Origin of the sequence: Nocardiopsis suaedae, assembly GCF_027706745.1 — a bacterium.
Taxonomy (GTDB): domain Bacteria; phylum Actinomycetota; class Actinomycetes; order Streptosporangiales; family Streptosporangiaceae; genus Nocardiopsis_A; species Nocardiopsis_A suaedae.
The window spans coordinates 1-23,072 of record NZ_JAQFWP010000009.1 but is presented as its reverse complement, the minus strand read 5'-3'; the positions used below and the strand labels follow the sequence as shown (position 1 = coordinate 23,072).

Genomic DNA, 23,072 nt, shown 5'->3' with positions numbered 1-23,072 from the left:
CGAACGGACGGTTCGGCCTCGCCGTGCGGAATCACCGTGCGGACAGCCGCTCCAGCGCCGCCCGGCTCTCATCGTCGGCGGGGCGGTGGACGACCAGCAGCTGTTCCGGGTCGTGGACCGGTCTGAGCGTCTCGAAATGCACGGCGATCACGCCGGCGTCGGGGTGCCGCATCTCCTTGAGTCCGCGGCCGTCGGCCTTGACGTCGCCCCCGTCCCACAAGCGCGCGAACTCGTCGTCGTGGGCGATGCACTCGGCGATGAGGCCGGACAGCGCCGCGTCCTCAGGGTGCGCGGCCCAGGCCGCGCGCAGGTGGGCGACCCCCGCCCGCACGACGCGTTCGCGGTCGACATAGAACTCGCGCATCCCCGGGTGCACCAGGCACAGCCACATGGCGTTGCGCCGCGAAGGCGGCAGGGCGTCGAGGTCCGGGAGCAGCCCCGCCATCTCCCGGTTCCGGGCCAGGATGTCGTAGCGGCGGTTCATCAGCATGGCCGGAAGCGGCGAGAGGTCGGCGACCAGCCGGTCCAGCGACGGCTCCGCGGCGGTGGCGGGCCCCTCGGCGGTGCGGGGGCGCTGCCGGGCCAGGCCGTAGAGGTAGGCGCGTTCGTCGGGGGCCAGGCGCAGCGCCCGGGCCAGCGCCTCCACCACGTCCGCCGAGGGCCGCAGCCCGCGGGCCTGTTCCAGCCGCACGACGTAGTCGACGCTGATCCCGGCGAGCTCGGCGACCTCTTCGCGGCGCAGCCCCGGGGTCCGCCGGGACCGCCGGCGCCCCGGCAAGCCGGCGTCGGTCGGATCCAGCCGTTCGCGCCGGGTCCGCAGGAACGCGGCCAGCTCCTTCGTCGCGTCCACGGTTCCGGTTCTCGTCCCGTCCAGGGTTCCGGTGGTCATGGTCGGTCCAACAGCCGGGGTGGGACCGGTCTTCCCAGGAAACCCCTTCCCTTACCCCCGGCCCGCGGCGGCCGCAGGCTGGTGCCCGATGACGTTCACGGGAACGGCACGAGCACAGGAGGACAGGATGCCGCTCACCCTCGACACCTACCGGACGCTGGGCCGCTCCGGACTGCGGGTCTCACCCCTGGCCCTGGGCACGGCGACCTTCGGCACCGAATGGGGCTGGGGCGCCGGACAGGACGACGCGCGCAGGCTGTTCGACGCCTACGTCGAACGGGGCGGCAACTTCATCGACACCGCCGGCACCTATACCGACGGCAGCTCCGAGCGCATGCTGGGCGGGTTCATCCGCGACCGCCGCGAGGAGCTGGTGATCGCGACGAAGTACTCGACGCTGCGCCGCCCCGGCGACCCCAACTCAGGGGGCGCCCACCGCAAGAGCATGTTCGGATCGGTGGAGGACAGCCTGCGGCGGCTGGGCACCGACCACGTCGATCTGCTCTTCCTGCACGTGTGGGACTTCCTGACCCCGGTCGAGGAGGTCCTGCGCGGCCTGGACGACCTGGTCCGGCAGGGCAAGGTCCTGTACGCGGCGATGTCCAACGTCCCGGCCTGGCAGGTCGCGCGCATGCAGGCGATCGCCGACCTGCGCGGGTGGTCGCCGCTGGCCGCGCTGCAGATCGAGTACAGCCTGATCAACCGTGGCGGAGAGCGCGACCTGATCCCGATGGCACGGGAGATGGGACTGGGGGTGACCCCGTACTCGCCGCTGGGCGGGGGCGTGCTCACCGGCAAGTACGGCCGCGCCGACCTGGCCGCGGAGGGGGCCGGCTCCGAGGAGAGCGGCCGCAAGCGCTTCAACGCCGGCCTGGGCATGGTCACCGAACGCACCCTCGCCATCGCCGACGCCGTGCGGGAGGTCGCCGCGGAGCTGGGGCGCACACCCGCCCAGGTCGCGCTGGCCTGGACGCTGCAGGCCCCCGGCGTGACGGCGCCCGTCGTCGGCGCGCGCACCCCCGAGCAGCTGAAGGGGAACCTGGACGCCCTGGAGGTCGCCCTCACCGCCGATCAGGTGGCCCGCCTCGACGAGGTCAGCGCGATCGACCCCGGCTACCCGCACGACATGCTCGCCAGCGGCCACATCCGCGCGGTGACCGCGGGCGCCATGAGGATCGAGTCCCGCTGACCTGCGGGGGCCGCCGGCCGAAGCCGGTCGGCGGCCCCCTCCGGTCAGGGCTCGTAGACGGTCACCGGGAACGACGCGCGGACGATGGCGCGCAGGTCCTCCAGGGTCGCCTCAGGGGACACCAGCCCGGCGGCCCGGGCCTGCACCAGCAGGTTGCCGATGGCGGTCGCCTCCACCGGGCCGGCCACCACCCGGCGGCCCGTGCGGCGCGCGGTCAACCGGCACAGCAGCGCGTTCCGCGACCCGCCGCCGACCACGTGCACCGTCCGCGCCTTCCGGCCGGACAGCTCCTCGGCCGCGTCGATCGTGCGGGCGTAGGCCGCCGCCAGCGACTCCAGGATGCTCCGGACCACCTCGGCCCGCGACTCCGGCGGCCGGATCCCCCGCTCCCCGCACCAGTCGCGGATGCGCGCGGGCATGTCCCCCGGCGGGACGAAGCGCTCGTCCGCCGCGTCGAAGACGGGGACCTCCCGCTCCACCTTCGCCGCCTCGTCGAGGAGTTCCTGCAGGTCGGCGCCGCCGCCCCTGGCCGCGCCGGGCCGCCGGTCGGACTCGCGCCAGGTGCGCACCGACTCGCTGAGCAGCCACAGCCCCGACACGTTGCGCAGGAACCGGACCCGCCCGTCCACGCCCCCTTCGTTGGTGAAGTTGGCCGCGCGCGCCTCGGGCGTCAGGACCGGCGCGTCGAGTTCCAGGCCCACCAGCGACCAGGTCCCCGAGGAGATGTAGGCCGCGTCGGGCGTCTCGAACGGCACGGCCGCCACGGCCGAGGCCGTGTCGTGCGACCCGACCGCCGTCACCTGCACCCGGCCCCGGTCGGCCCCGAGGCGCCCGGCGACCCCCGCGGTGAGCGGGCCGATCCGCTCGCCCGGGCCGACCAGGTCGGCGAAGAGGCCGGGCGGGTACCCCAGCCGCTCCATCAGCTCCGTGTCCCAGGTGCGGTCGGCCACCGACAGCAGCCCGGTGGTCGAGGCGTTGGTGGCCTCGGCGCGGGCCTGCCCGGTGAGCCAGTAGGCCAGCAGGTCCGGGAGGAGCAGCAGCCGGTCGGCCAGGTCCAGGAACCCGGACTCGCGCTCGGCGGCGAGCTGGAACAGCGTGTTGAAGTCGAGGTGCTGCAGGCCGTTGCGGGTGAACAGCTCGGCCCCGTCGGCCTCGGCGTGCACCAGCTCCACGCCGCGCGCCGACCGCGCGTCCCGGTAGTGGTAGGGCACTCCGAGCATGCGGCCGCCGCGCAGGAGCGCGTAGTCCACCGCCCAGGAGTCGATGCCCACGCTGCACAGCCCGGGGGCCGAGCGCAGGGCGGCGCCCAGCCCCTCCTCGACCGCGCCGTAGAGCGCCTGGATGTTCCAGTGCAGCCCCTCGGCGCCCTCTCCCTCGGTGCTGAGCCCTTCGGTGCTGTGCCCCTCGGTGCTGTGCCCCTCGGTGCTGTGCCCCTCGGTAAAGAGGACGGGCGTGTTGGGGAACCGGGCGACCTGCTCCATGGTCAGGCGCCCGGACGCGATCCGGCCGACGACCACCCGCCCGCTCGTCGCCCCCAGGTCGACGGCGGCCAGGGCCGGTCCGCCGCCGGTGCGCTCCTCGGTCACCGGCATCACCGCAGGAAGGCCGCCGCGACACCGGCGTCGACCGGGACGTGCAGGCCCGTCGTGTGCGAGAAGTCGTCCGTGCACAGCGCGAAGACCGCGTTGGCCACGTGCTCGGGCAGCACCTCGCGCTTGAGGATGGTGCGCTGGGCGTAGAACGCGCCCAGGTCCTCCTCCTCGATGCCGTAGGTCTTGGCCCGCTGGGCGCCCCACCCGCCGGCGAAGATGCCCGAGCCGCGCACGACGCCGTCGGGGTTGACGCCGTTGACCCGGACGCCGTGCGCGCCGAGCTCGGCGGCGAGCAGGCGCACCTGGTGGGCCTGGTCGGCCTTGGCCGCCGAGTAGGCCACGTTGTTCGGGCCCGCGAAAACCGAGTTCTTGGAGGCGATGTAGACGATGTCGCCGCCGGTCCCCTGGGCGGTGAGGATGCGCGCGGCGTTCTTGGACACCAGGAAGGAGCCCTTCGCCATCACGTCGTGCTGCAGGTCCCAGTCCTTCTCGGTGGTCTCCAGCAGCGGCTTGGACAGCGACAGCCCGGCGTTGTTGACGACCAGGTCGACGCCGCCGAAGGCGAGGACGGCCTCGTCCAGGGCGGCCCGCACGGCGGCCTCGTCCGAGACGTCCGCGGCCACGCCGACCGCGGTGTCGGGTCCTCCCAGCTCCTCGGCGGCGGCGCGGGCTTTGTCCAGGTCGAGGTCGGCCACGACGACGCAGGCGCCCTCGGCGGCCAGGCGCCCGGCGACGGCCTTGCCGATCCCGGAGGCCGCACCGGTCACGAACGCGACCCGGGTGGCCAGCGGCTTGGGCGCCGGGCGGCGCTTGAGCTTGGCCTCCTCCAGCGCCCAGTACTCGATGCGGAACTTCTCCTCCTCCCCGATCGGCCGGTAGGAGGACAGCGCCTCGGCGCCGCGCATCACGTTGATCGCGTTGATGTAGAACTCGCCCGCTACCCGGGCGGTCTGCTTGTCGGCGCCGTAGGTGAACATGCCCACGCCGGGGACGAGCACGACGGCCGGGTCGGCGCCGCGGATGGCCGGGGAGTCCCCGGTGGCGTAGCGCTCGTAGTAGGCGCGGTAGTCGGCCCGGTAGGCCTCGTGCAGCGCGGGCAGCGCTTCGAGGACCTCCTCGGCGGGCGCGTCCGCGGGCAGGTCGACGACCAGCGGCTTGACCTTGGTGCGCAGGAAGTGGTCGGGGCAGCTGGTGCCCAGCTCGGCCAGCGCGGGCATCCTCTCCCGGGACAGGAAGTCGAGCACGGCGTCGCTGTCGTCGAAGTGCCCGACCACGGGCCGGTCCGCGGAGGCGATGCCGCGCAGGTGCGGGGCCAGCGCGGCGGCCTTGGCGCGGCGCTCGGCCTCGGGCAGCGGGGCGCGGCCGGGGCGGACGGCGCCGAACGGCTCGGCCGCGCCGTTCTCCTCGATGTGGCGGGCGGCGGTCTCGATGATCCACCGCGAGTTGGCCTCGGCCTCCTCGGAGGTGTCGCCCCAGGCGGTGATGCCGTGCCCGCCGAGGACGGTGCCCACGGCCTGCGGGTTGGCCCGCTTGACCTCGGCGATGTCCAGGCCGAGCTGGAAGCCGGGGCGGCGCCAGGGCACCCACACGACCGTGCCGCCGAAGATCTCGGCGGTGAGCTTCTCGCCGTCGGCGGCGGTGGCGATGGCGATGCCGGAGTCGGGGTGCAGGTGGTCCACGTGCGCGGCGTCGACGAGCCCGTGCATGGCGGTGTCGATCGAGGGGGCGGCGCCGCCCTTGCCGTGCAGGCAGTAGTCGAACGCGGCGACCATCTCGTCCTCGCGCTCGACGCCCGGGTAGACGCCGGCGAGGGCGCGCATCCGGTCCAGCCGCAGCACGGCCAGGCCTTCCGGCTTCAGGGTGCCCAGGTCGCCGCCGGAGCCCTTGACCCAGAGCAGCTCGACGTCCTCCCCCGTCACCGGGTCGGTCTCGGTGCCCTTGGCCGAGGTGTTGCCGCCGGCGAAGTTGGTGTTGCGGGGGTCGGAGCCCAGCGCGTTCGACCGCGCGATGAGCTCGGCCACGGTCGGGTGGAGTTCAGGCATCGCTTTTCCGTTCTCTCCGTTCAGGGTGCACGTGCGGCGGGCGGGGTGTCGCGGGGACGGGGGTCGGGGGTCCGGGGCGCCCGGCGGGCTCAGGCGCCCCATCCGGCCTGGACGCCCCCGACGCGCTCGGCCTCGATCGCCTCCTGGTAGCCGGAGTCGAGGTAGGCCCGCATCGGGTCGGCCGGAAGCCCGCGGCCGGCGCGCCATTCGGCGAGCAGGGGGCGGACGTCGGTCTGGAAGGCGTCCATGAACACCGCGTTGGCCTCCAGGACGTCCCCGGAGACCTGGGCGGCGCGCAGCGCCTCGGTGTCGAGGAGCAGCGCCCGCGCGGTCATCTCCTGCACGTTGAGCACCGAGCGGATCTGGCCGGGGATCTTCTTCTCCACGTTGTGGCACTGGTCGAGCATGAAGGCCACGTCCGGGCTGTTGAGCCCGCCCCCGCGCACCACCTCGACGAGGATGCGGAAGAGCTGGAAGGGGTCGGCCGCGCCGACGATGAGGTCGTCGTCGGCGTAGAAGCGCGAGTTGAAGTCGAACGAGCCGAGCTTGCCCAGCCGCAGCAGCTGCATGACGATGAACTCGATGTTGGTGCCCGGGGCGTGGTGGCCGGTGTCCAGGCACACCACCGCCTTGTCGCCCAGGGCGGCCACCTGGGCGTAGCTGGTCCCCCAGTCCGGCACGTCGGTGTGGTAGAAGGCGGGCTCGAAGAACTTGTACTCCAGCACCAGGCGCTGGTCGTCGCCGAGGCGCTCGTAGATGGTCCGCAGCGACTCGTGCAGGCGGTCCTGGCGGCCCCGCATGTCGGCCTGGCCGGGGTAGTTGGACCCCTCGGCCAGCCAGATCTTCAGGTCGCGCGACCCCGTCTCGTGCATGATGCCGATGCACTCGAGGTGGTGGTCGATCGCCTTCTTGCGGACGCCCGGGTCCTCGTGGGTGAGGGCGCCGAACTTGTAGTCGTCGTCCTGGAAGGTGTTGGAGTTGACGGTGCCCAGGCGCACCCCGTTCTCCTCGGCGTGCGCGCGGAGGACGGCGAAGTCGCACCGGTCCCAGGGGATGTGCAGGGCGACGGTGGGGGCCAGGCCGGTGTGCCGGTGCACCTGGGCGGCGTCGGCGATCTTCTCGAAGGGGTCGCGCGGGGTCCCCGGGGTGCCGAATACCTTGAAGCGGGTCCCGGAGTTGCCGAACGCCCACGACGGCAGTTCGATCGCCTGGGCGGCGAGGTCGTCGGTGATCTGCTCGAAGGCGGTCACTGCGTGTTCCCTTCCGTGGCGGTGTCGGGGGCCGGGGCGCCTCCGGCCGGTGCCGCGAGCTGGTCTTCGAGGTTGAAGACCTCGCGCAGGCGGACGGGGCCCGCCTCGAACGAGCCGCCCTCGGCGAAGAAGGGCCGCATGGAGGCCTGCCACCGCGCGTTGATCTCGGTGGGGTCCATCCGGGCCTGGGCGGCCGCGTAGTCGTCGGTCTCCAGGTAGCCGATGACGGTGCCGTCGTCCTGCGCGAACAGGGAGTAGTTCGTCCATCCGGCCTCGTGCAGGGCCCGGAGCATCTCCGGCCACACGGCCCGGTGCCGTTCGATGTACTCGTCGAGCCGGTCGGGCCGTACCTGCATGCGGAAGCACACGCGCTCCACCGGTGCCTCCCTCCTCGTGTCGTGCGTCTCGTGCGTCGTGTCGTCGGCGGTCCGTGCCGCCGTTCCGCCGTTCCGCCCGCCCCGGCGGCGCGGTGCGCGCCGCCGGGGCGGGCCGGTGGGCGGGGAACCGCAGGGGCCGGGTGCGGGCCCGGCCCCTGCGGGGGTCACTGCCCGGCGCCGGCCTTGGCGGGTGCGTCCGCGGCGGGGTCGAGCACCCGCCCGTAGCGCTCGGTCTCGATCTGCTCGAGGCTCTTGCCCTGGGTCCTGGGCGCCCAGATGGTGCCGATGGCCAGGGCCGCGACCAGCAGGCCGAGGATGAGCACGCCCACCCCGTGCAGGCCGACCTGCTCGAGCATCAGCGGGAACCAGAGGCTGAGCACGCCGACCATGACGCGGACGAGCATGAACATCACGCCCTGGGCGGAGGCCCGGTAGCGGGTGGCGAACAGCTCGGCCGCCCACAGTCCGTAGAAGGCCTGGGCGCCGATGCCGGCCGAGACGCCCCAGCCGATGGCGAAGAACAGCAGCGAGAACCAGCCGGCGGGGCCGTAGATGAGGACCGCCCAGGCGGCCACGCCCAGGGCGGCGCCGATGAAGTAGAGCCAGCGGCGGGAGAAGCTGTCGCCGTGGCGCATGAAGCCCCAGAACGTGGCCGCCGAGGTCAGGGTCCACACCAGGACCTGCAGCAGGTACTGGGAGGAGGCGTCGGTCAGGCCGGTGGCCTCGTAGATGCGCGGCTGGAAGATGCCCGCCTGCCCGGCGACGGTGTTCCACAGGCCGTACACGCCGACCAGGAACAGCAGCGCGGTCAGGTTCTTCTTGTCGGTGAGCAGCTGGAGGAAGCCCTTGTAGGTGCTGACGCGGTCGGGGTTGGCGTTCTTCTCCTTCCAGCGCTTCGACTCGTCCAGGCCGCGCCGCACCCACCAGGTGATCGCGGCGACGACGAACAGGTGGGCGAAGACCAGCCGGGCGCCGAGCAGGCCGAGGGGTTCGACGATGACGGCGAGCAGGAACCCGACGGCCGGGCCGATGGACCAGGCGAGCTGGGCCACGCCGACGTGCCCGGCGCGGCGCTCGTCCGGGGCCTCCTCGGCGATGTAGGTCCAGGCGGCCGTCACCCCGGCGCCCACCGCGATGCCGGTGAGCACGAACCCGGTGAGCAGCATGCCGAAGTTCATCGCGAACACCGCGAAGAGCGTGCCCAGCATGTAGAGCAGCAGGTCGTAGGTGTAGATGAACTTGCGGCCGAAGCGGTCGCACAGCGGTCCGCCGATCGCGGCGCCGATGGCCGCGCCGAAGGCGTTGGCGCTCAGGGCGCTCAGCAGGCCCACCGCCAGGCTGTCCAGGCCGAACTCGGTCTGCCACAGGCTGAGGCTGGTGGCGATCGCGATGATCGACCCGGCCTCGATGTAGTTGGACATGGCCACGGCGGTGGTGGCCTTCCATTTCGACGCTGACGTCGTCGCAGCCTTCATCTGCGCTGTTCTCCAAATCGTCGTCGGCGGGGAGTGAGCGGCCGTCGCCTCGCTCCCCGCCGGAAGGGGGCCGCCGCCGGTGGACGCAGGGGTGCCGTGCGAACGGGACGGGCGATCACGGTGAACGCTTATGAAACGATTCAAAGTGACGGGCGCTACATTTGCACGCATGACACCCGACGTCAACCCCTTCACGCGAATTCACACGACCGCGGCGCGTCCGCCCCCACCGCACGACGACGCTCTGCACCTGCGAAAACACGACCAGCCATGAAGGTCGCGAACACGGACACCCGGAGCCCACCACCCTCCCCACCCTGGCGGCACCGCGTCCCGCGAACGGGGCGGGACCGCCGCCCCGGCGGCCGCACGCGCAGCGGAACCGCACGTCGAACGTCACCTTGACACCGGTATGACGCACGCCATATGGTTCCCGCCACATTGTGAATCGATTCAAGATTCACGCCACCGTTCCCCCGCCACCCCCGCCCCCTGAGGAGTCCGACGTGGCCCCTGTCCGCACGTCCGCCCGCCGCCGCGCCCTGGCCGCGGCCGCCGCGGCCCCCGTCGCCGCCGTCCTGCTGCAGGCCCCCGCGCACGCCGCCCAGGACGCACCCGGCCTGACCCCCGCCGGCGCTACCGTCCTGGACGAGCAGGCCCTCTACTTCGTCTCCTACGACGGCCTGGTCAACAACTCCTCGTACCAGCAGGACGCGATCCTCACCCATGGCCGGTACCAGTACGCCACCTGGTACACCGCCGACCGGTCACCGGTCATCGCCCGGCGCACCGTCGCCTCCGGCGGCGGGACGGGCCACTGGGAGAGCGTCGTCCTGCCCCACTCCCTGTCGATCGACGACTCGCACAACACCATCTCCCTCGGCGTCTCCCCCGAGGACGGCCGCATCCACGCCGCCCTGGACACCCACTCCAGCACCGTGTACTACTTCCGCTCGGAGGCCGGGCTCGCCGACGCCCCCGCCTCGGAGTGGACGGCGGACGCCTTCGGCGGCGTCCAGCGCGACCTGGAGGGCGTCGACGTCGGCACCTTCACCTACCCGCGGTTCGTGCAGAGCCCCTCGGGGGCGCTGCAGCTCAGCTTCCGGAACGGGGTCTCCGGCAACGGCACCATGGAGCTGGCCGAGTACCGCGACGGCGAATGGACCAGGCTCGGGCCCTGGACGTCGGCCACCGGCACCTACCGGGACCACGGCGGCACGAGCGAGCGGCGCAACCTGTACCTCCACGGCATCGACTACGACGCCGACGGGCGCCTGCACGCCTCGTTCACCTGGCGCGAGCGGTCGGGGGACATCGCCTGCGGCCCCGGCAACGTCACCAACCACGACACCGGGTACGTCTACAGCGACGACGAGGGCCGCACCTGGCACACCGACGACGGCGCCACCGCCGCGGTCACCGGCGGGGGCCGGATGCTGTCGGTGAACACGCCGGGCCACGTGGTGGACCCGCTCTCGGCCGACCACGCCCTGCTCAACCAAGAGGCGCAGAACGTGGACGCGGAAGGGAACCCGCACGTGGTGATCAGCTACGTACCGGGGCGGTTCACCCAGTGCGTCTCGGACTTCACCGAGGACCGGCGGGAGAACGGGTACGCCTTCCACCTCTACCGCGACGACGCCGGGGAATGGCACAAGAGGGAGATCCCCGAGCCGCTGAACGCCTTCGGGCGCTCCAAGCTGGTCCTGGACGGCGACGACGACGCCTACGTGGTCATGCCCGGCGGCAGGATCATGGCGGCGAGCGCGGAGAGCGGCTGGACGGACTGGACGAAGGTGCACGACGGCCTCGGCGCCTTCGGCGAGATCCTGGTCGACGACGACGAGGTCCGCGAGACCGGCCGGTTCTCGGTCCTCTACCAGGAGCCGAGCACGGGCACCACCCCGTCCCCGATCCATGTCGCCGACTTCCGCACCGACTGATCCCGGACCCGGCAGGCCCGGTCGCCTCTCCAGCGCCGCCCCGGCTCCGCGCCGGGGGCGGCGCTGCTCAACGAACAGCGTCCCCCGGGCGACGACGACCGCGGACCCCGCGACCTGGCCTCCTGGGCCGCATTGAGGGGCGGCCGACCTCGCCCTTCGGGCGGATCTCGGTCCACCCTCGGAAGCCGGTGCGGGATCCCCCCCCCGGAACCCAACTGACGACCGACCGGCTCGCTCCCTTTCTTGATCACCCCATCGTGGTGCGGCCCGACCAGGGCCGAGGCCGACGTCTCAGGACGGTTTGCGAATCTCAAGACAGCTTGAGCGCCGCAACCTCTGTCCGGCCCTCGAACGCGGCGTCCTCGTCCTGGATCGTGATCCACTCCAGCTCCGTGCCTTCGGGAACCTCGAAGTGGTAGGTGAGCGAAGCCGACAATCCGGGACTCAGGCCATAGCCCGCACCCTCGCCGGTCGACATGGAGGAGGTGTACTGCACGCCATCGGCGTCATAGGCGAAGACCTCCTCGTAGCCGGGGATCGTCTCGGCATCGGTGACGTTCTCCGCCGTGACCACCACAGGGACGTACACGGCGCCTTCCCTGGCCTCGTAGGACGTGTCGGTCGAGGTGTCGGTGAAACCGCTCTCGCCTTCGCCCAGGGCGGCGTCGCTGTACTCGTGCACGCCGTCGGTGTCCGACTCCTCGGTCGGCGCGGAGGGGCCTTCATCGGCCCGCTGCTCGACGGGATCGCCCTCTTCGGCGGGTTCGCCTTCTTCGGCAGGCATGCCCTCGGAGATGTCCTCTCCGAGACCGCCGAACGCCTGCTCGATGGTGTGGACGAGGTAGGCCTGGTGGCCGAGCCAGCCGGCGGCGAAACCGACCAGGAGGCCTGCCACGCCTATGCCGGTCGGCAACAGCCAGCGTGTCCTTCCGCCGGTCTGCTGCTGGGCGGCCGGTGCCGCAGGAGGAGGGGTGGGGGCGTCGGGAGCCATGGCGGCCTCCTCGGAGATACCGTTGGAACACCGTGGTGGTCTCTCCGATTAGACGCGCTTTCAATGGCGGACGGAGGCGGTTTGCCCCATCAGGCCGCGGTTTTTATGCCGTGTTTCCCAAAGCGAGCCCTGAAGACGGCGGGGACACAAGGGCTTGGGGGCTCTGCCCCAGATGTGCCCTCCATCGAGCGGCGACACGGCGGCGGAGAATCGGCGTCCGCGAGTCGCAGGCCCGCCGACCGACCTGTCAGGTGGTGCGGCCGAAGTCCTCAGGGGAGATGGTGTCCAGGAACTCCCGGAACTTCTCCACCTCGTCCTCCTGCTCGTCCGGGATGGGGACGCCCGCCTCGTCGATGACCTCTTCCTTGGCGTAGATCGTCGCTCCGGTGCGCAGCGCCAGGGCGATGGAGTCCGAGGGGCGCGCGCTCACCTCGACGCCGTTGGAGAAGACCAGCTCGGCATAGAAGATGCCGTCGTCCAGGGCGGTGATGTTGACGGTGTCCAGCGTCGCGTCCAGGGCCTCGAGGACGTCGCGGAAGAGGTCGTGGGTCAGCGGGCGCGCGGGGGTGACCCCTTGCTGGGCCAGCGCGATCGCCGTCGCCTCCACCGCCCCGATCCAGATGGGCAGGTAGCGTTCGCCGCCGGTCTCCTTCAGCAAGACGATCGGCTGGTTCGAGGGCATCTCGACCCGGACGCCGACGACCTCCATGTGCTTCACTGCGGCTCCGTCCCCACGACTGGTGTACCGGATATGGGCACCGGCCCGGCTGTGCTGTCGTTTCCGTCCCTACGGGCGAGGCCGCCGCCCCCGGTCGGGCGCCCTGGGGCCGGGGGCCGCTCCGCGCCGCTGCCGACGGTCTTCGTTTACAAGGCTGTCCGGTCGGGGGCGGGCGCAAACCTGCGGCGCCCGGCCCCTTGGGCACCCCGGCGGCGCCCCCCGACGGCCCCCTGGTCAGCGCCGCGGCTTGGTGAGCAGCACCAGCCGGAACTTGCCGATCTGCACCTCGTCGCCGCCGCCCAGCTCCGCCTCGTCTATGCGCTCGCGGTTGACGTAGGTGCCGTTCAGGCTGCCCACGTCGCGCACCCCGAAGCCGTCGCCGCGGCGGAAGAACTCCACGTGGCGGCGGGACACGGTGACGTCGTCGAGGAAGATGTCGCTGTTGGGGTGGCGCCCGGCGGTGGTGACGTCGGAGTCGAGCAGGAAGCGGCTGCCGGCGTTCGGACCCCGCTTGACCACGAGCAGCGCGGTGCCGGGCGGGAGCGCGTCCACGTTGCCCGTTTCCGCGGGCGCCTCCTCGGCGGCGTCCGTCTCGGCCTCCAGGGCCTGGATGCCGGCGATGGAGATGGTCGACGTGGTCTCGCCGACGGAGTCGCGGCGCTCACCGGCCCGGGCGGGCTCTTGTCCGCCCCGGTGCAGGGGGGTCCCACAGTTGGAGCAGAAACGGGCATCATCCGCAACGGCGTGACCGCACTGCGTGCAGTTAACGCTCGACATAGGTCGGCTCGGCCTCCTACCGCACGGGGGCGGTGCTCAGATTCGTATCGGCTGCTGGTCGGGTCTGCCTGGCGGCCGGAGCCGCTCACCTCCCAGGCTCTCCCTCCCTGGCAACGTAGAAGGTGCTCGCCGGTGTTCCCGGATCGCCCTCGGCGTCCTCCTCCTTCCCCGAGGCGTCCGTCCGGTGGGCCCCGCCCGCGTCGCCAGTGTTGCGGGAACACTCGACTCTAAACCATATCCAGCCCCCGCCGGAGCGCCCGCGGGCCCTGAGCCGCAACGGATTTCGGCCGACTCCGGCCGCGGGGTGCGGACGGCCCGCAAGCCGTCCGCACCGCCGCCACCGGGGCCGATTCCGCTCTACCCTTCGGCGCGCTCCACGACCGCGCCCCACGCGTCCAGGAGCCGCTGGGCCGCGTCCGAATCGGTCCCTTCGGCCCAGATCCGGGTGACCGCCTCAGCGGTGTCGGGCAGCACCAGGGCCCAGTCGCCGTTCGGCTCGACCACCCGGACGCCGTCGGTGGTGTCGACCTCGCGGTCGCCCGCGGCCTCCACCACCGCCCGCATCACGCTGCCCTTGACCGCCCAGGGAGTGGGCACCGAGCGGCGCAGCTGGTGCGCCTGCGGGATGCGCCGGTCGATCTGGCCGAGCGACAGCCGCGTGCGCGCGACGAGGCCCAGGAGCCGCACGAACGCCGCGATCCCGTCAGAGGTGCGCGAGAACTCCGGCAGGATGTACCCGCCGCGCCCGTCCCCGGCGAAGACGATGTCGTCGGCCTTGGCCGCCTTGGTGAGCTCGTCGGTGGCGGTGGGGGTCCACTGCACCTCGACGCCGTGGAAGCGGGCCACCCTCTCGGCGACGCGGGTGGTGGTCACCGGCAGCGCCACCCGTCCCCCGCCGCGCTCGGCGGCCACCAGGTCCAGCACGACCAGAAGCGCGCGCTCGTTGTCGACGAGCTCGCCGTTCTCGTCGACGATGGACAGCCGCTCGGCCACCGGGTCGAAGCGCACCCCGAAGTCGGCCTTGGAGGACCTGACCAGCTCCCCCAGGTGCTGCAGGTCGCGCATCTGCTTGGCCAGGGTGTCGGTGGGCGAGGCCTCGTCCAGCCGGTTGTTCAGCGTCATCACCTCGGCGCCGACCTTGCCGAGCAGCGACGGCAGCACCAGTGCCCCCGTGCCCCCGGCGCAGTCGACGACGACCTTCATCTCCGCCTCGTCGATGCCGGAGGTGTCGATGCGCCGCAGCAGCTCCTGGGTGTACCCCTCGACACTGCGCGAGGGGAAGGAGAGCTCGGCGATCTCGCCGGGGAATGCGCGGCGGAACTCGGCGCGCGAGTAGACCCGCTCCAGTTTCCGCTGGGCCGCCGGGGACAGGTCGGCCCCGCTGGAGTCCAGGAAGACCAGGTCCACCGACTGGGGGTCGCCGGGCGTGGTGCGGATGGCGATGCCGCCGCTGACGCCGCTGTGGGAGGTGTTGTAGCGGGCCACCGGCATCGGGACGGCCTCCAGGTCCCGCACGTCGATCGCGCCCGCCGTCAGGGCGCTGACGACCGCGCGCTTGAGGGTGCGCGCGCCCCGGGAGGCGTCCCGGGAGGTGGTGACGACCGACCCCTTCTTGAGGGTGGTGGCGTACGCGCTGGCCAGGCGGACGGCGAGTTCGGGGGTGATCTCGACGTTGATCAGGCCGGACACGCCCCGCGGCCCGAACAGCGAGCGCTGGCCGCGCGACTCCCAGATGACGTTGGTGTTGACGACCGCCCCGGCCTCGATGGTCTTGAACGGGTACACCTTGATGTCGTTGGAGAGGTACGCCTCGGATTCGATGACGCATTCCTCGCCGATGATGGCGCCCTCTTCGATGCGGGCCCCGGACATCACGTCGGTGTTCTTGCCGACGACGCACCCGCGCAGGTTGGTCGAGGCGCCCACGTACACGTTGTCGTGGACGACGGTGCGGTGCAGGAAGGCCTCCGAGCGCACCACGGCGTTGCTGCCCAGCACGGTGTACTCGCGCAGCTCCGCCCCGGCCTCCACCTTGGCGTAGTCGCCGATGTACAGGGGCCCTTTGAGGACGGCCTCGGGGTCCACCTCGGAGCCTTCGCCGACCCACACCCCGGGCGAGACCTCGAACCCGTCGATCTCCACGTCCACGAGGCCCTTGAGGACGTCGGCCTGGGCGCTGAGGTAGGACTCGTGGGTGCCCACGTCCTCCCAGTAGCCGTCGGCGATGTAGCCGTAGAGCGGCTCGCCCTCCTTGAGGAGTTCGGGGAAGACGTCGCCGGACCAGTCCACCACCTCGCCGTCGGCGACCCGCTCCAGGACCTCGGGCTCCATGATGTAGATGCCGGTGTTGACGGTGTCCGAGAAGACCTGCCCCCAGGTGGGCTTCTCCAGGAACCGCTGCACGCGCCCCTCGTCGTCGACGATGATGATGCCGAACTCCAGGGGGTTGGCCACGCGTTTGAGGCCGATGGTGACCATGGCCCCGTTCTCGCGGTGGAAGCGCAGCATGTCGCTCAGGTCGATGTCGGTGAGCGCGTCACCGGAGATGACGATGAACGGTTCGCCGCGCAGGTGCTCCTCGGCGTTCTTGACGCTGCCGGCGGTGCCCAGCGGCACCTCCTCGGCCACGTAGTGCAGTTTCATCCCCAGCTCTTCGCCGTCGCCGAAGTAGTTGCGGATGAGGGTGGCCAGGAACTGCACGGTCACGACGGTCTCGTCGAAGCCGTGCCGCCTGAGCAGCCGCAGCACGTGCTCCATGATCGGCTTGTTGACCACGGGCAGCAGCGGCTTGGGCTGGTTCGCGGTCATGGGGCGCAGGCGGGTCCCCTCACCGCCCGCCATGACGACGGCCTTCATCTGGGGCACCTCCGGTCCGCCGGGGCGGTGCGCCTGTCCGCGCCCGGTCTGTGTCGCTCGTCGCTGGTCCTGCCCCCGGTCGGTCGCTGGTACGCCCTCGGGCGTGCTCTCATGGCGAGGAAGTCGCTCCCTTCCTGTCACTGCGGGGTGGCCCCGGGTCACCCGAGGACGGGGAGTCCGGCCCCGCGGCCGTCGGCTCCTCGCCCTCGCGGGCCCCGGATGCGCCGCGCGTGGCCGCCGCGCCGCCACCGGGGCCGTTCCCCTGCGCGAGCGCGCGGTCGGCCCGCCGGGCCCGCCTGATGAGGCTCTGGCCCTGGACCGCGTACAGCAGTCCGGCCCACCAGTAGATAGCAGTTCCCCACAGTGCGAACGCCCAACCCGTGACGCGGGCGACATCGCCGACGATTCCGCCGTATCCGGCGACGAACAGCAGCGGGAAGGAGTAGAGCAGGCACAGCGTCGCCGCCTTGCCCGCGAAGTTGACCGGCAGCGGCCCGTACCCGAAATGCCGCAGCACCGGCAGCGACCCGATCATCAGCACGTCGCGCAGCACCAGCACGGCCATCAGCCACCAGGGCACGACGCCGCGGACGACCAGGCCGAGGACCGCGGCGAAGATGTAGAGCCGGTCCGCCATCGGGTCGAGCACGGTACCGAGCCTGCTGGTCTGGTTCCACGCGCGCGCGATCTTGCCGTCGAGCCAGTCCGACAGTCCGGCGAACGCCAGGACGCCCAGGGCCCACCAGTCGGCCTCGGGGACCAGGACGAGCCACAGGAACAGCGGCACGCCGAGCAGCCTGAGCATGCTGAGCATGTTCGGAATCGTCCACACGCGGTCGCCCGGCGCGTTCGTACGGTTCGCCACCCCACCTCCAGAGTTCCCCGTTCCGAGCCTACCGGTCCCACCTCTGGCGGATTCTCAGCGTCCGAAACCCTTTACTGGGGTCTTTCCCCGCGTGGGGCGGGGCCGACCGGCCCATTTCAGGCGGGTGCGGGAGGGGTGCCTTCAGGCACGGGCGGGAGGGGCCCCGCTCACACGTGCGCGGCCAGCGCGCGCAGCGCGGGCAGGCCGGTCGGCTCGCCGGGGGCGAGGGCCAGTTCGACGGCCCCGATCCCGGCGAAGCGTCGGCGGGCCGCCTCGAGCGGCCCGGGGGCGGGGGCGTCGGGGACCTGGTTGATGACGGTGGGCCCCAGGCGGAACCCGGCTTCGGCGAGCTGGTCGGCGGCGCGCTCGGTCTCGGCCAGGACCATGCGCCGGGGGATCAGGACGAGGCGCACCCACGCGTCCTCCCGGAGGCGCTCGGCGGCCCGCTCCAGCTTGCGGCGGCGCGCGTGCAGCTTCTCCAGCAGGGGGTCGTCGGGTGCCTCGCTGGGGCCGCCGACGATCCCGGCGGCGAGGCGGTCGGCGTCCAGGACGCGTTCGCGCTGGCGGGCGAGGCCGCGCACCCAGGGGGTCAGGAGCTCGGGGAGGGCGAGCAGCCGCAGGAGGTGCCCGGTGGGGGCGCTGTCGACGACGAGCCGGTCCCAGGAGCCGGGGACCTCCGCCATCGTGTCCATGAGGAGGTCGGCCAGGGCCGACTCGGCCATGCCCGGGCTGGAGGCGGCGTGCTCCAGGTGGCGGGAGACCGCGGGCATGATGTCGCGGGGCAGCGCGCGGTAGGCGTCGTCGGTGACCTCTCCGATCCGGCGCTTGACGGCGGCGTCGGCGTCGGGCTCGCGCGCCCAGAGGGTGTCGGTGACCTTCACGGGCTTGTCGCCCAGGCGGGCCTCCAGGGCGTCGCCCAGGGAGTGGGCGGGGTCCGTGGAGACGACGAGCGTGCGCAGTCCGGCGTCGGCGCACTTGAGGGCGTACGCGGCGGCCATGGTGGTCTTGCCGACGCCGCCCTTGCCGCCGAAGAAGACGATGGGCGGCTCGTGCGTCCCGCCACCGTCTGGGCCCTCGCCCCTGTTCAACAGCACACCCCTGGGTCGCCGAACTCCTCACGCCCCATCCGCTGGTGCCATTCGTGGAGGTCGGCGACCATGTAGGGGACGAGGTCGAGCGTCTCATAGGCCACCGGCCCCTCCACCCCCAGGGTCTCCAGGAGCATCAGGGCCCGCAGCGTGTCCTGCTGGGTGCGCGCCTCGCGGCGCATGACGTGGCGCCAGCGCGTGTCGAACCAGGCGGTGTGGAACTCCTCCACCTTGCGCCAGGCCGCACGCAGCCGTTCGAAGCGCGCACCCGTCACCTTGGGCCTCCCGTCTGCCTCAGGCCTCGGTACCGGCGGATTCGTCCTCGCCGGCGGGCCGGGGCGCGGGTGCGCCGCCGCCGGCCTCGCGGCGCGCGGACCACGCCTTCCACAAGGCGATGCCGGCCTCGACGATCAGCCAGAGCGCGACGACGAAGATCACCGCGTCCAGCGGCGCCAGCAGCACCCGGTCGATGAGCTGCTCGGAGGTGGCGAACTTCAGGAGGTTGGTGATCAGCGCCCAGGAGGTCATCACCATCAGGAAGACCAGCGGGACGAGCACGGCGACCGGGTTGCGGGACTTCTTGGTGACCCACACGGCCACGACGGCCAGCGCCAGCCCGGCGGTGAGCTGGTTGGTGGTGCCGAAGAGCTGCCACAGGGTGCCGAAGGCGAAGTCGCCGGGGATCATCGCCAGCGCCAGCGGCACCAGGGTGGCGACCACGGTGGCCAGGGTGAGGTTGCGCGCCAGCGGGCGGATCTTCGCGATCTCGCCGATCTCCTGCACGATGTAGCGCTGCAGGCGCACGCCGGTGTCCATGGTGGTGGCGGCGAAGCTGATCACGACCACGGCGGCGAACACGGTGGCGGTGGCCGCGGGGATGCCCAGGTTGGAGGCGAACCCGGCGACGCCGTTGACGAAGTTGCCGGTGGCCCCGGCCGAGGCGGTCTCCCAGTCGGCGTAGAGCGCCGACCAGTCCTGGTCGCCGACGATGACCACGCCGGCCGTGCAGGCCAGGATCGAGCACAGGGCCAGGCTGCCCTCGCCGATGGCGCCCATGTAGCCGACGTAGCGGGCGTCGGTCTCCTTGTCGAGCTGCTTGGAGGTGGTGCCCGAGGAGACCAGGCTGTGGAAGCCGGAGATGGCGCCGCAGGCCACGGTGATGAACAGCAGCGGGAACCAGTTGGGCGATCCCTCGGGCACGTCGTTGACGACCGGGGCGGCGATGGTGTCCATGCCGACCACGACGCCGAGCAGGATCAGCAGCAGGGCGACCAGCATCTGCTGCTGGTTGACGTAGTCGCGCGGCTGGAGCAGCAGCCAGACCGGCAGGCGCGAGGCGAGGAAGGCGTAGGCGAAGATCAGCACGATCCAGACCATGCGCGGCTCGACGCCGAGCAGCCCGGCCAGCGGGTCGGCGGTGATCGGGAACGTCTGGCCCAGCGGGATGCAGGCGTAGATGATCACCAGGGCCACGATCGAGGGCAGCAGCGCGGCGGTGCGGCGGCGGTAGACCCACTGGCCGACGGCGATCGCCAGCGGGATGGTCACCAGCACCGGCAGCACCGCCTCGGGGGTGCCGATGAACAGGTTGGTGATGACCACCGAGAAGACCGCGTTCACCAGGGTCAGCAGGAAGAAGATGATGACCAGGAAGAGCGAGCGCGAGCGGGGGCCGATGACCTCGCTGGCCAGGGTGCCGATGCTCTTGGCCTTGTGGCGCACGGAGATCGCGAGGGCGCCGAAGTCGTGCACGCCGGCGGCGAAGACGGTGCCCAGGACCACCCAGACCAGGGCCGGGCCCCACCCCCAGAACACCGCGACGGCCGGGCCGACGATGGGGGCGGCGCCGGCGACGGAGATGAAGTGGTGGCTGAAGACGATGTGCTTGTTGGTGGGGACGAAGTCCACGCCGTCCTTGTAGGCGTGGGCGGGGGTGGTGAACGCCGGGTCCAGCGCGAAGACGCGCTTGGAGAGGTAGGCCGAGTAGTACCTGTAGCCCAGCGCGAAGATCGCCAGGGCGGCGACCAGCACGACGACTGCCGGCATTGTAGGGATCCTTACTGTCCGCGGTTCGTTCCCCTTGATTCGACGGTCCTTCGGGGTGCGCCGCAAGGGGGTGGCTGGGAGCGGAGGCGTCGATTTGTCACGAAACGTGTCAAGATCGACTAAAGTCACCAGAAGTTAGCATGAGATCCCGATCACTACAAAGGCGTGACCTGCATGACGGCTCCAGATGACATCTCCGGCGCCTGGCGGCGGGCGGTCACCGGGGAGCTGTGCTGGACCGGGCCCACGGGCCCGGTCGGGATCCCCGTGGTGCCGCTGGTCCTGGACGGGCGCCCGTGCGCCGCGCTGCCCGCGGCCCACCTGGCCACGGCCGACACCCTGACCTCGGGCAGGGCGGCGTTCGCGCTGACCTCCGAGCGGCACGGCGGCGCGCCGGGGATGGCGGCCGCTGGCCCCGTCGAGGTGGTGGCCGACGCCGACGGGAGCCTGTTCACCGAGCACCTGCTCCCCCAGGAGCTCGTGAAGCACCCGCCGACGCGGCTGCGCGCCGACAGCCTGATGGCCCAGCGGGAGAACTGGTGGTGGCTGCCGCGCGTGGTGGTCGTGCTGTCCCGCGTGGAGTCCGAGCGGGAGCTGCCGGTGCGGTCGGCCCCCGGGGACGCGGTACTGGTCCGCCCCGCGCGGGGCTCCGCTGAGGACCCCCGCGTGGACGTGGTGACCGCGGACGCCTGGCCCCGGGGCGGCGCGGACCCGGCGCCGGTCCGCCTCCTGGACGGCTCCCCGCCGGACGGGCGCGGGGAGCGGGCGCTGGTGTTCGGGCACCGGCACAGCCCCGACTTCGAGCGGTGGGAGCGGTGGCACCGGGCCGGGACGCTGACGGGCGGCCGGCTGTCCGTGGAGGAGGCGGAGGGGGAACCGATGGGCGAGGTGGCGCCGTTCGGGGTCTTGGAGCGCCTGCGCAACCACCGCGAACTGGTGAAGGCGTGCAAGGCGGGCGTGGCCGCGCTGGAGGCCCGCCAGGGCACGGGCGGCTGAGGCGACGGCCCTCCCACTCCTCCGCCCGCGGGTTTTCGCAGGCCACAGCAGGGGCACCTTTGAATGCGTTCAGTGCGCACATGAATTCGGAGGGTAGTCGACATGCGGATGCTCCTGCGGGCGGGCACGGCGGCCGGTGCCGCCGTGCTGGCGATGGCGCCGGTTTCGGCGGCCCAGGCGGCCGGGACCGAATGCGAGACGGTCGCCTCGGCCCTGGACTCGACCGGCGCGGGACTGTGGATCGAGGTCTGCGACCCGTACCGCGTCCGGGCCGGAGGCGAGGGCCTCTCCCCCGGCGACACGGTCGAGCTCCGGGAGGCGGGCAAGGGGATGCTCCTCGCCGAGGCGGTCGTCCCCGACGGGGAGGACGAGGCGGCCACCGAGTACTGGTCCGGGTACGTCGGCTACGGAGATGAGCGCCCGTACGGGCACGTGGCCTCCGTGGACCTCGGTGGGGACGGCTCGTTCGTCGTGCGCGACTACGGCCGCTCCCGCTGATCCGCGGGGGCGCCGACGCGTCGGACGGGGTCCAGCGGCTCCCGTCCGACGGCGTACCCCGGGGCCCAGACGGTCAGGCGGTGGCCGACGCGGGCCGCCTGGCGGGCTCGAACAGCTCGACGAGGTTGCCCGCCGGGTCCGCCAGCAGGATCTGGCGCCCGCCCGGCCCCGACACCTCCTCGCTGCGGAAGGACAGGCCCTCGGCCGCAAGGCGGTCGATCTCGGCGGACAGGTCGTCGACGATGAGGTGGATACGGTTGCGCCCGCCGGTGGCGGCGGCGTCCTCCGGCGTCGCTCGGGCGCCGGAGCTGGCCGGGCCGGACAGCAGCAGCCGCAGCCGCCCCCGGGTGACCTCGGCGAAGGCGGGCGCCGCGCTCATGCCCGCCTCGAAGCCGAGGTGGGCGGTGTAGAAGGTGACGGCCGCCTGGACGTCGTCGACGATGTAGCGGACGCTGGCGTGGTCGGTCTCTGCGGTCATGACCGCACCTCCGGGTGGGGCTGGTCGATGAGCACGGGCAGCAGGTGCCGGACGCGGGCCTCGATCTCGGCCGCCGTCCGCGCGAACCCCCCGTCCGCGCTCCTGTCCGCGCCCCCGTCCGCGCCCCGGCCGGCGGCCGGGGCGGGGTCGGGCACGCTCCAGTGGATCCTCCGCGGCCGCCCCGGGAACTCCGGGCAGACCTCGCGCACGCGGTCGCACAGGGTCACGACGTAGTCGAACCGGCGGCCGGCCAGGGTGTCCAGGTGCCGGGGCCGCCGTTCGGCGATGTCGATGCCGTACCGCTCGCGCAGCACACGAACGGCGGCCGGGTGGACGCGCTCCTTCGGGGCCGACCCGGCGTCGGCCGTCGCGACGCGTCCGCCGGTGCTGCGGCGCATCAGCGCCGCCGCGATGGGCGAGCGGGCGCTGTTGCCGGTACAGGCGAACAGCACCCGCGGCGGGTCGGGGAGCTCCGGGACCGCCGACGGGTCCGGCGGCACCGGCGGCACCGGCGGCACCATGCGCAGGGCCGGGTGCAGGGCGCCGCCGGCGGCGGCCAGCTCCCCGGCACAGCGCTCCAGGTCGAGCCGGTAGTAGGTGTCGCGGCCGTCGTGGCCGCTGCGCCGCGCGGCCACCAGGCCCCCGGCGCGCAGGCGGCGCAGGTGGTAGGAGACCAGGTTCTGCGGCTCGCCGACGCCCTCCGCCAGCTCGCGCACCCGTCGGTCACCCCCGGCCAGCACGGCGAGCAGCCGCCACCGCAGCGGATGGGCGGCGAGCTCGACGAACACCGGCGGCTCCGGGACCGTGGGATCCATGTGAGCCAGAATACATCAAACCCATTTGACGCAATAGGAGCGGCGGAAGGGGGCGGAATGGGCGGCGACGGCATGAGCGGGGCGGTTCCCCGGCCCTGCTTGCCGAGCGGCGGGTTCCTCGCGGTGCGGGTGGGCGGGCGGCTCGGCCGGTGCCCCGCTGACGAACCCCGGCCGGGCGGCGGGTGGT

At 72.6% G+C, this 23,072-nt stretch carries 20 protein-coding genes; 4 read left to right on the top strand and 16 right to left on the bottom strand.

Translation table 11 applies throughout. The annotated features are described in order from the left end of the window. Nucleotides 1-31: 31 nt before the first annotated feature. Nucleotides 32-889 (bottom strand): helix-turn-helix transcriptional regulator, encoded by an 858-nt coding sequence (locus tag O4U47_RS06775; protein ID WP_270676738.1) that lies wholly within the window; start codon nt 887-889, stop codon nt 32-34. A 127-nt stretch (nt 890-1,016) separates the two neighbouring features. Here O4U47_RS06775 and O4U47_RS06770 point away from each other — a divergent pair, with 127 nt between their 5' ends. Then, entirely contained in the window at nt 1,017-2,078 is a 1,062-nt protein-coding gene (locus O4U47_RS06770; protein WP_270676737.1) for an aldo/keto reductase, read from the top strand. Nucleotides 2,079-2,122: 44 nt separating this feature from the next. Here O4U47_RS06770 and O4U47_RS06765 read toward each other — a convergent pair whose 3' ends face one another. From O4U47_RS06765 to O4U47_RS06745, 5 genes are all read right to left on the bottom strand, one after another. Next, a complete protein-coding gene (locus tag O4U47_RS06765) occupies nt 2,123-3,670 on the bottom strand; it encodes a rhamnulokinase (protein ID WP_270676736.1) in 1,548 nt (515 codons plus the stop codon). Continuing rightward, nucleotides 3,670-5,712 (bottom strand): bifunctional aldolase/short-chain dehydrogenase, encoded by a 2,043-nt coding sequence (locus tag O4U47_RS06760; protein ID WP_270676735.1) that lies wholly within the window; start codon nt 5,710-5,712, stop codon nt 3,670-3,672. Before O4U47_RS06760 ends, O4U47_RS06765 begins: the two co-directional genes overlap by 1 nt. Before the next feature lie 89 nt (nt 5,713-5,801). Beyond that, nucleotides 5,802-6,962: an L-rhamnose isomerase gene (rhaI, locus tag O4U47_RS06755; RefSeq protein ID WP_270676734.1), complete on the bottom strand. Its 1,161-nt coding sequence runs from the start codon at nt 6,960-6,962 to the stop codon at nt 5,802-5,804. Beyond that, nucleotides 6,959-7,339 carry an L-rhamnose mutarotase gene (locus tag O4U47_RS06750; protein ID WP_270676733.1) on the bottom strand — a complete coding sequence of 127 codons (381 nt, stop codon included), beginning with the start codon at nt 7,337-7,339 and terminating at the stop codon, nt 6,959-6,961. The genes rhaI and O4U47_RS06750 overlap by 4 nt, the downstream gene beginning before the upstream one ends. A 164-nt stretch (nt 7,340-7,503) precedes the next feature. Then, entirely contained in the window at nt 7,504-8,814 is a 1,311-nt protein-coding gene (locus tag O4U47_RS06745) for an MFS transporter (RefSeq protein ID WP_270676732.1), read from the bottom strand. A 506-nt stretch (nt 8,815-9,320) separates the two neighbouring features. Between O4U47_RS06745 and O4U47_RS06740 the strand changes: the two genes are divergently transcribed. Continuing rightward, nucleotides 9,321-10,757, top strand: coding sequence for a BNR repeat-containing protein (locus O4U47_RS06740; protein WP_270676731.1), 1,437 nt, complete (start codon nt 9,321-9,323; stop codon nt 10,755-10,757). Between the two features lie 310 nt (nt 10,758-11,067). On the opposite strand, the gene O4U47_RS06735 is transcribed toward O4U47_RS06740, so the two are convergent. From O4U47_RS06735 to O4U47_RS06700, 8 genes are all read right to left on the bottom strand, one after another. Then, complete coding sequence (locus O4U47_RS06735; RefSeq protein ID WP_270676730.1) at nt 11,068-11,748, bottom strand: hypothetical protein; 681 nt, start codon at nt 11,746-11,748, stop codon at nt 11,068-11,070. A gap of 247 nt (nt 11,749-11,995) precedes the next feature. Then, the gene (locus O4U47_RS06730; protein WP_270676729.1) at nt 11,996-12,466 is read right to left on the bottom strand and encodes a bifunctional nuclease family protein; all 471 of its coding nucleotides are present in this window, start codon (nt 12,464-12,466) and stop codon (nt 11,996-11,998) included. A 234-nt stretch (nt 12,467-12,700) separates the two neighbouring features. Continuing rightward, nucleotides 12,701-13,243 (bottom strand): FHA domain-containing protein, encoded by a 543-nt coding sequence (locus tag O4U47_RS06725; RefSeq protein ID WP_270676728.1) that lies wholly within the window; start codon nt 13,241-13,243, stop codon nt 12,701-12,703. Between the two features lie 357 nt (nt 13,244-13,600). Then, on the bottom strand, nt 13,601-16,099 hold the full coding sequence (locus O4U47_RS06720; protein ID WP_270676727.1) for a mannose-1-phosphate guanyltransferase: 2,499 nt from the start codon (nt 16,097-16,099) through the stop codon (nt 13,601-13,603). 109 nt (nt 16,100-16,208) lie between these two features. Next, complete coding sequence (locus tag O4U47_RS06715; RefSeq protein WP_270676726.1) at nt 16,209-16,913, bottom strand: CDP-alcohol phosphatidyltransferase family protein; 705 nt, start codon at nt 16,911-16,913, stop codon at nt 16,209-16,211. A gap of 218 nt (nt 16,914-17,131) precedes the next feature. Next, entirely contained in the window at nt 17,132-18,058 is a 927-nt protein-coding gene (locus O4U47_RS06710; protein WP_408638940.1) for an ArsA family ATPase, read from the bottom strand. Next, nucleotides 18,049-18,327: a cory-CC-star protein gene (locus O4U47_RS06705; RefSeq protein WP_270676725.1), complete on the bottom strand. Its 279-nt coding sequence runs from the start codon at nt 18,325-18,327 to the stop codon at nt 18,049-18,051. The genes O4U47_RS06710 and O4U47_RS06705 overlap by 10 nt, the downstream gene beginning before the upstream one ends. Nucleotides 18,328-18,346: 19 nt before the next feature. Next, nucleotides 18,347-20,098, bottom strand: a complete 1,752-nt coding sequence (locus O4U47_RS06700) for a carbon starvation CstA family protein (RefSeq protein WP_270676724.1) — start codon at nt 20,096-20,098, stop codon at nt 18,347-18,349. A 174-nt stretch (nt 20,099-20,272) separates the two neighbouring features. Between O4U47_RS06700 and O4U47_RS06695 the strand changes: the two genes are divergently transcribed. Continuing rightward, nucleotides 20,273-21,094 carry a hypothetical protein gene (locus O4U47_RS06695; RefSeq protein ID WP_270676723.1) on the top strand — a complete coding sequence of 274 codons (822 nt, stop codon included), beginning with the start codon at nt 20,273-20,275 and terminating at the stop codon, nt 21,092-21,094. Nucleotides 21,095-21,196: 102 nt separating this feature from the next. After that, on the top strand, nt 21,197-21,592 hold the full coding sequence (locus O4U47_RS06690) for a hypothetical protein (protein WP_270676722.1): 396 nt from the start codon (nt 21,197-21,199) through the stop codon (nt 21,590-21,592). A gap of 73 nt (nt 21,593-21,665) precedes the next feature. Here the strand turns inward: O4U47_RS06690 and O4U47_RS06685 are convergent, their stop codons facing one another. Together O4U47_RS06685 and O4U47_RS06680 are read right to left on the bottom strand one after the other, a co-directional pair. Next, nucleotides 21,666-22,070 (bottom strand): VOC family protein, encoded by a 405-nt coding sequence (locus tag O4U47_RS06685; protein WP_270676721.1) that lies wholly within the window; start codon nt 22,068-22,070, stop codon nt 21,666-21,668. Then, nucleotides 22,067-22,885 carry an arsenate reductase/protein-tyrosine-phosphatase family protein gene (locus O4U47_RS06680; RefSeq protein WP_270676720.1) on the bottom strand — a complete coding sequence of 273 codons (819 nt, stop codon included), beginning with the start codon at nt 22,883-22,885 and terminating at the stop codon, nt 22,067-22,069. The genes O4U47_RS06685 and O4U47_RS06680 overlap by 4 nt, the downstream gene beginning before the upstream one ends. Nucleotides 22,886-23,072 lie beyond the last annotated feature (187 nt).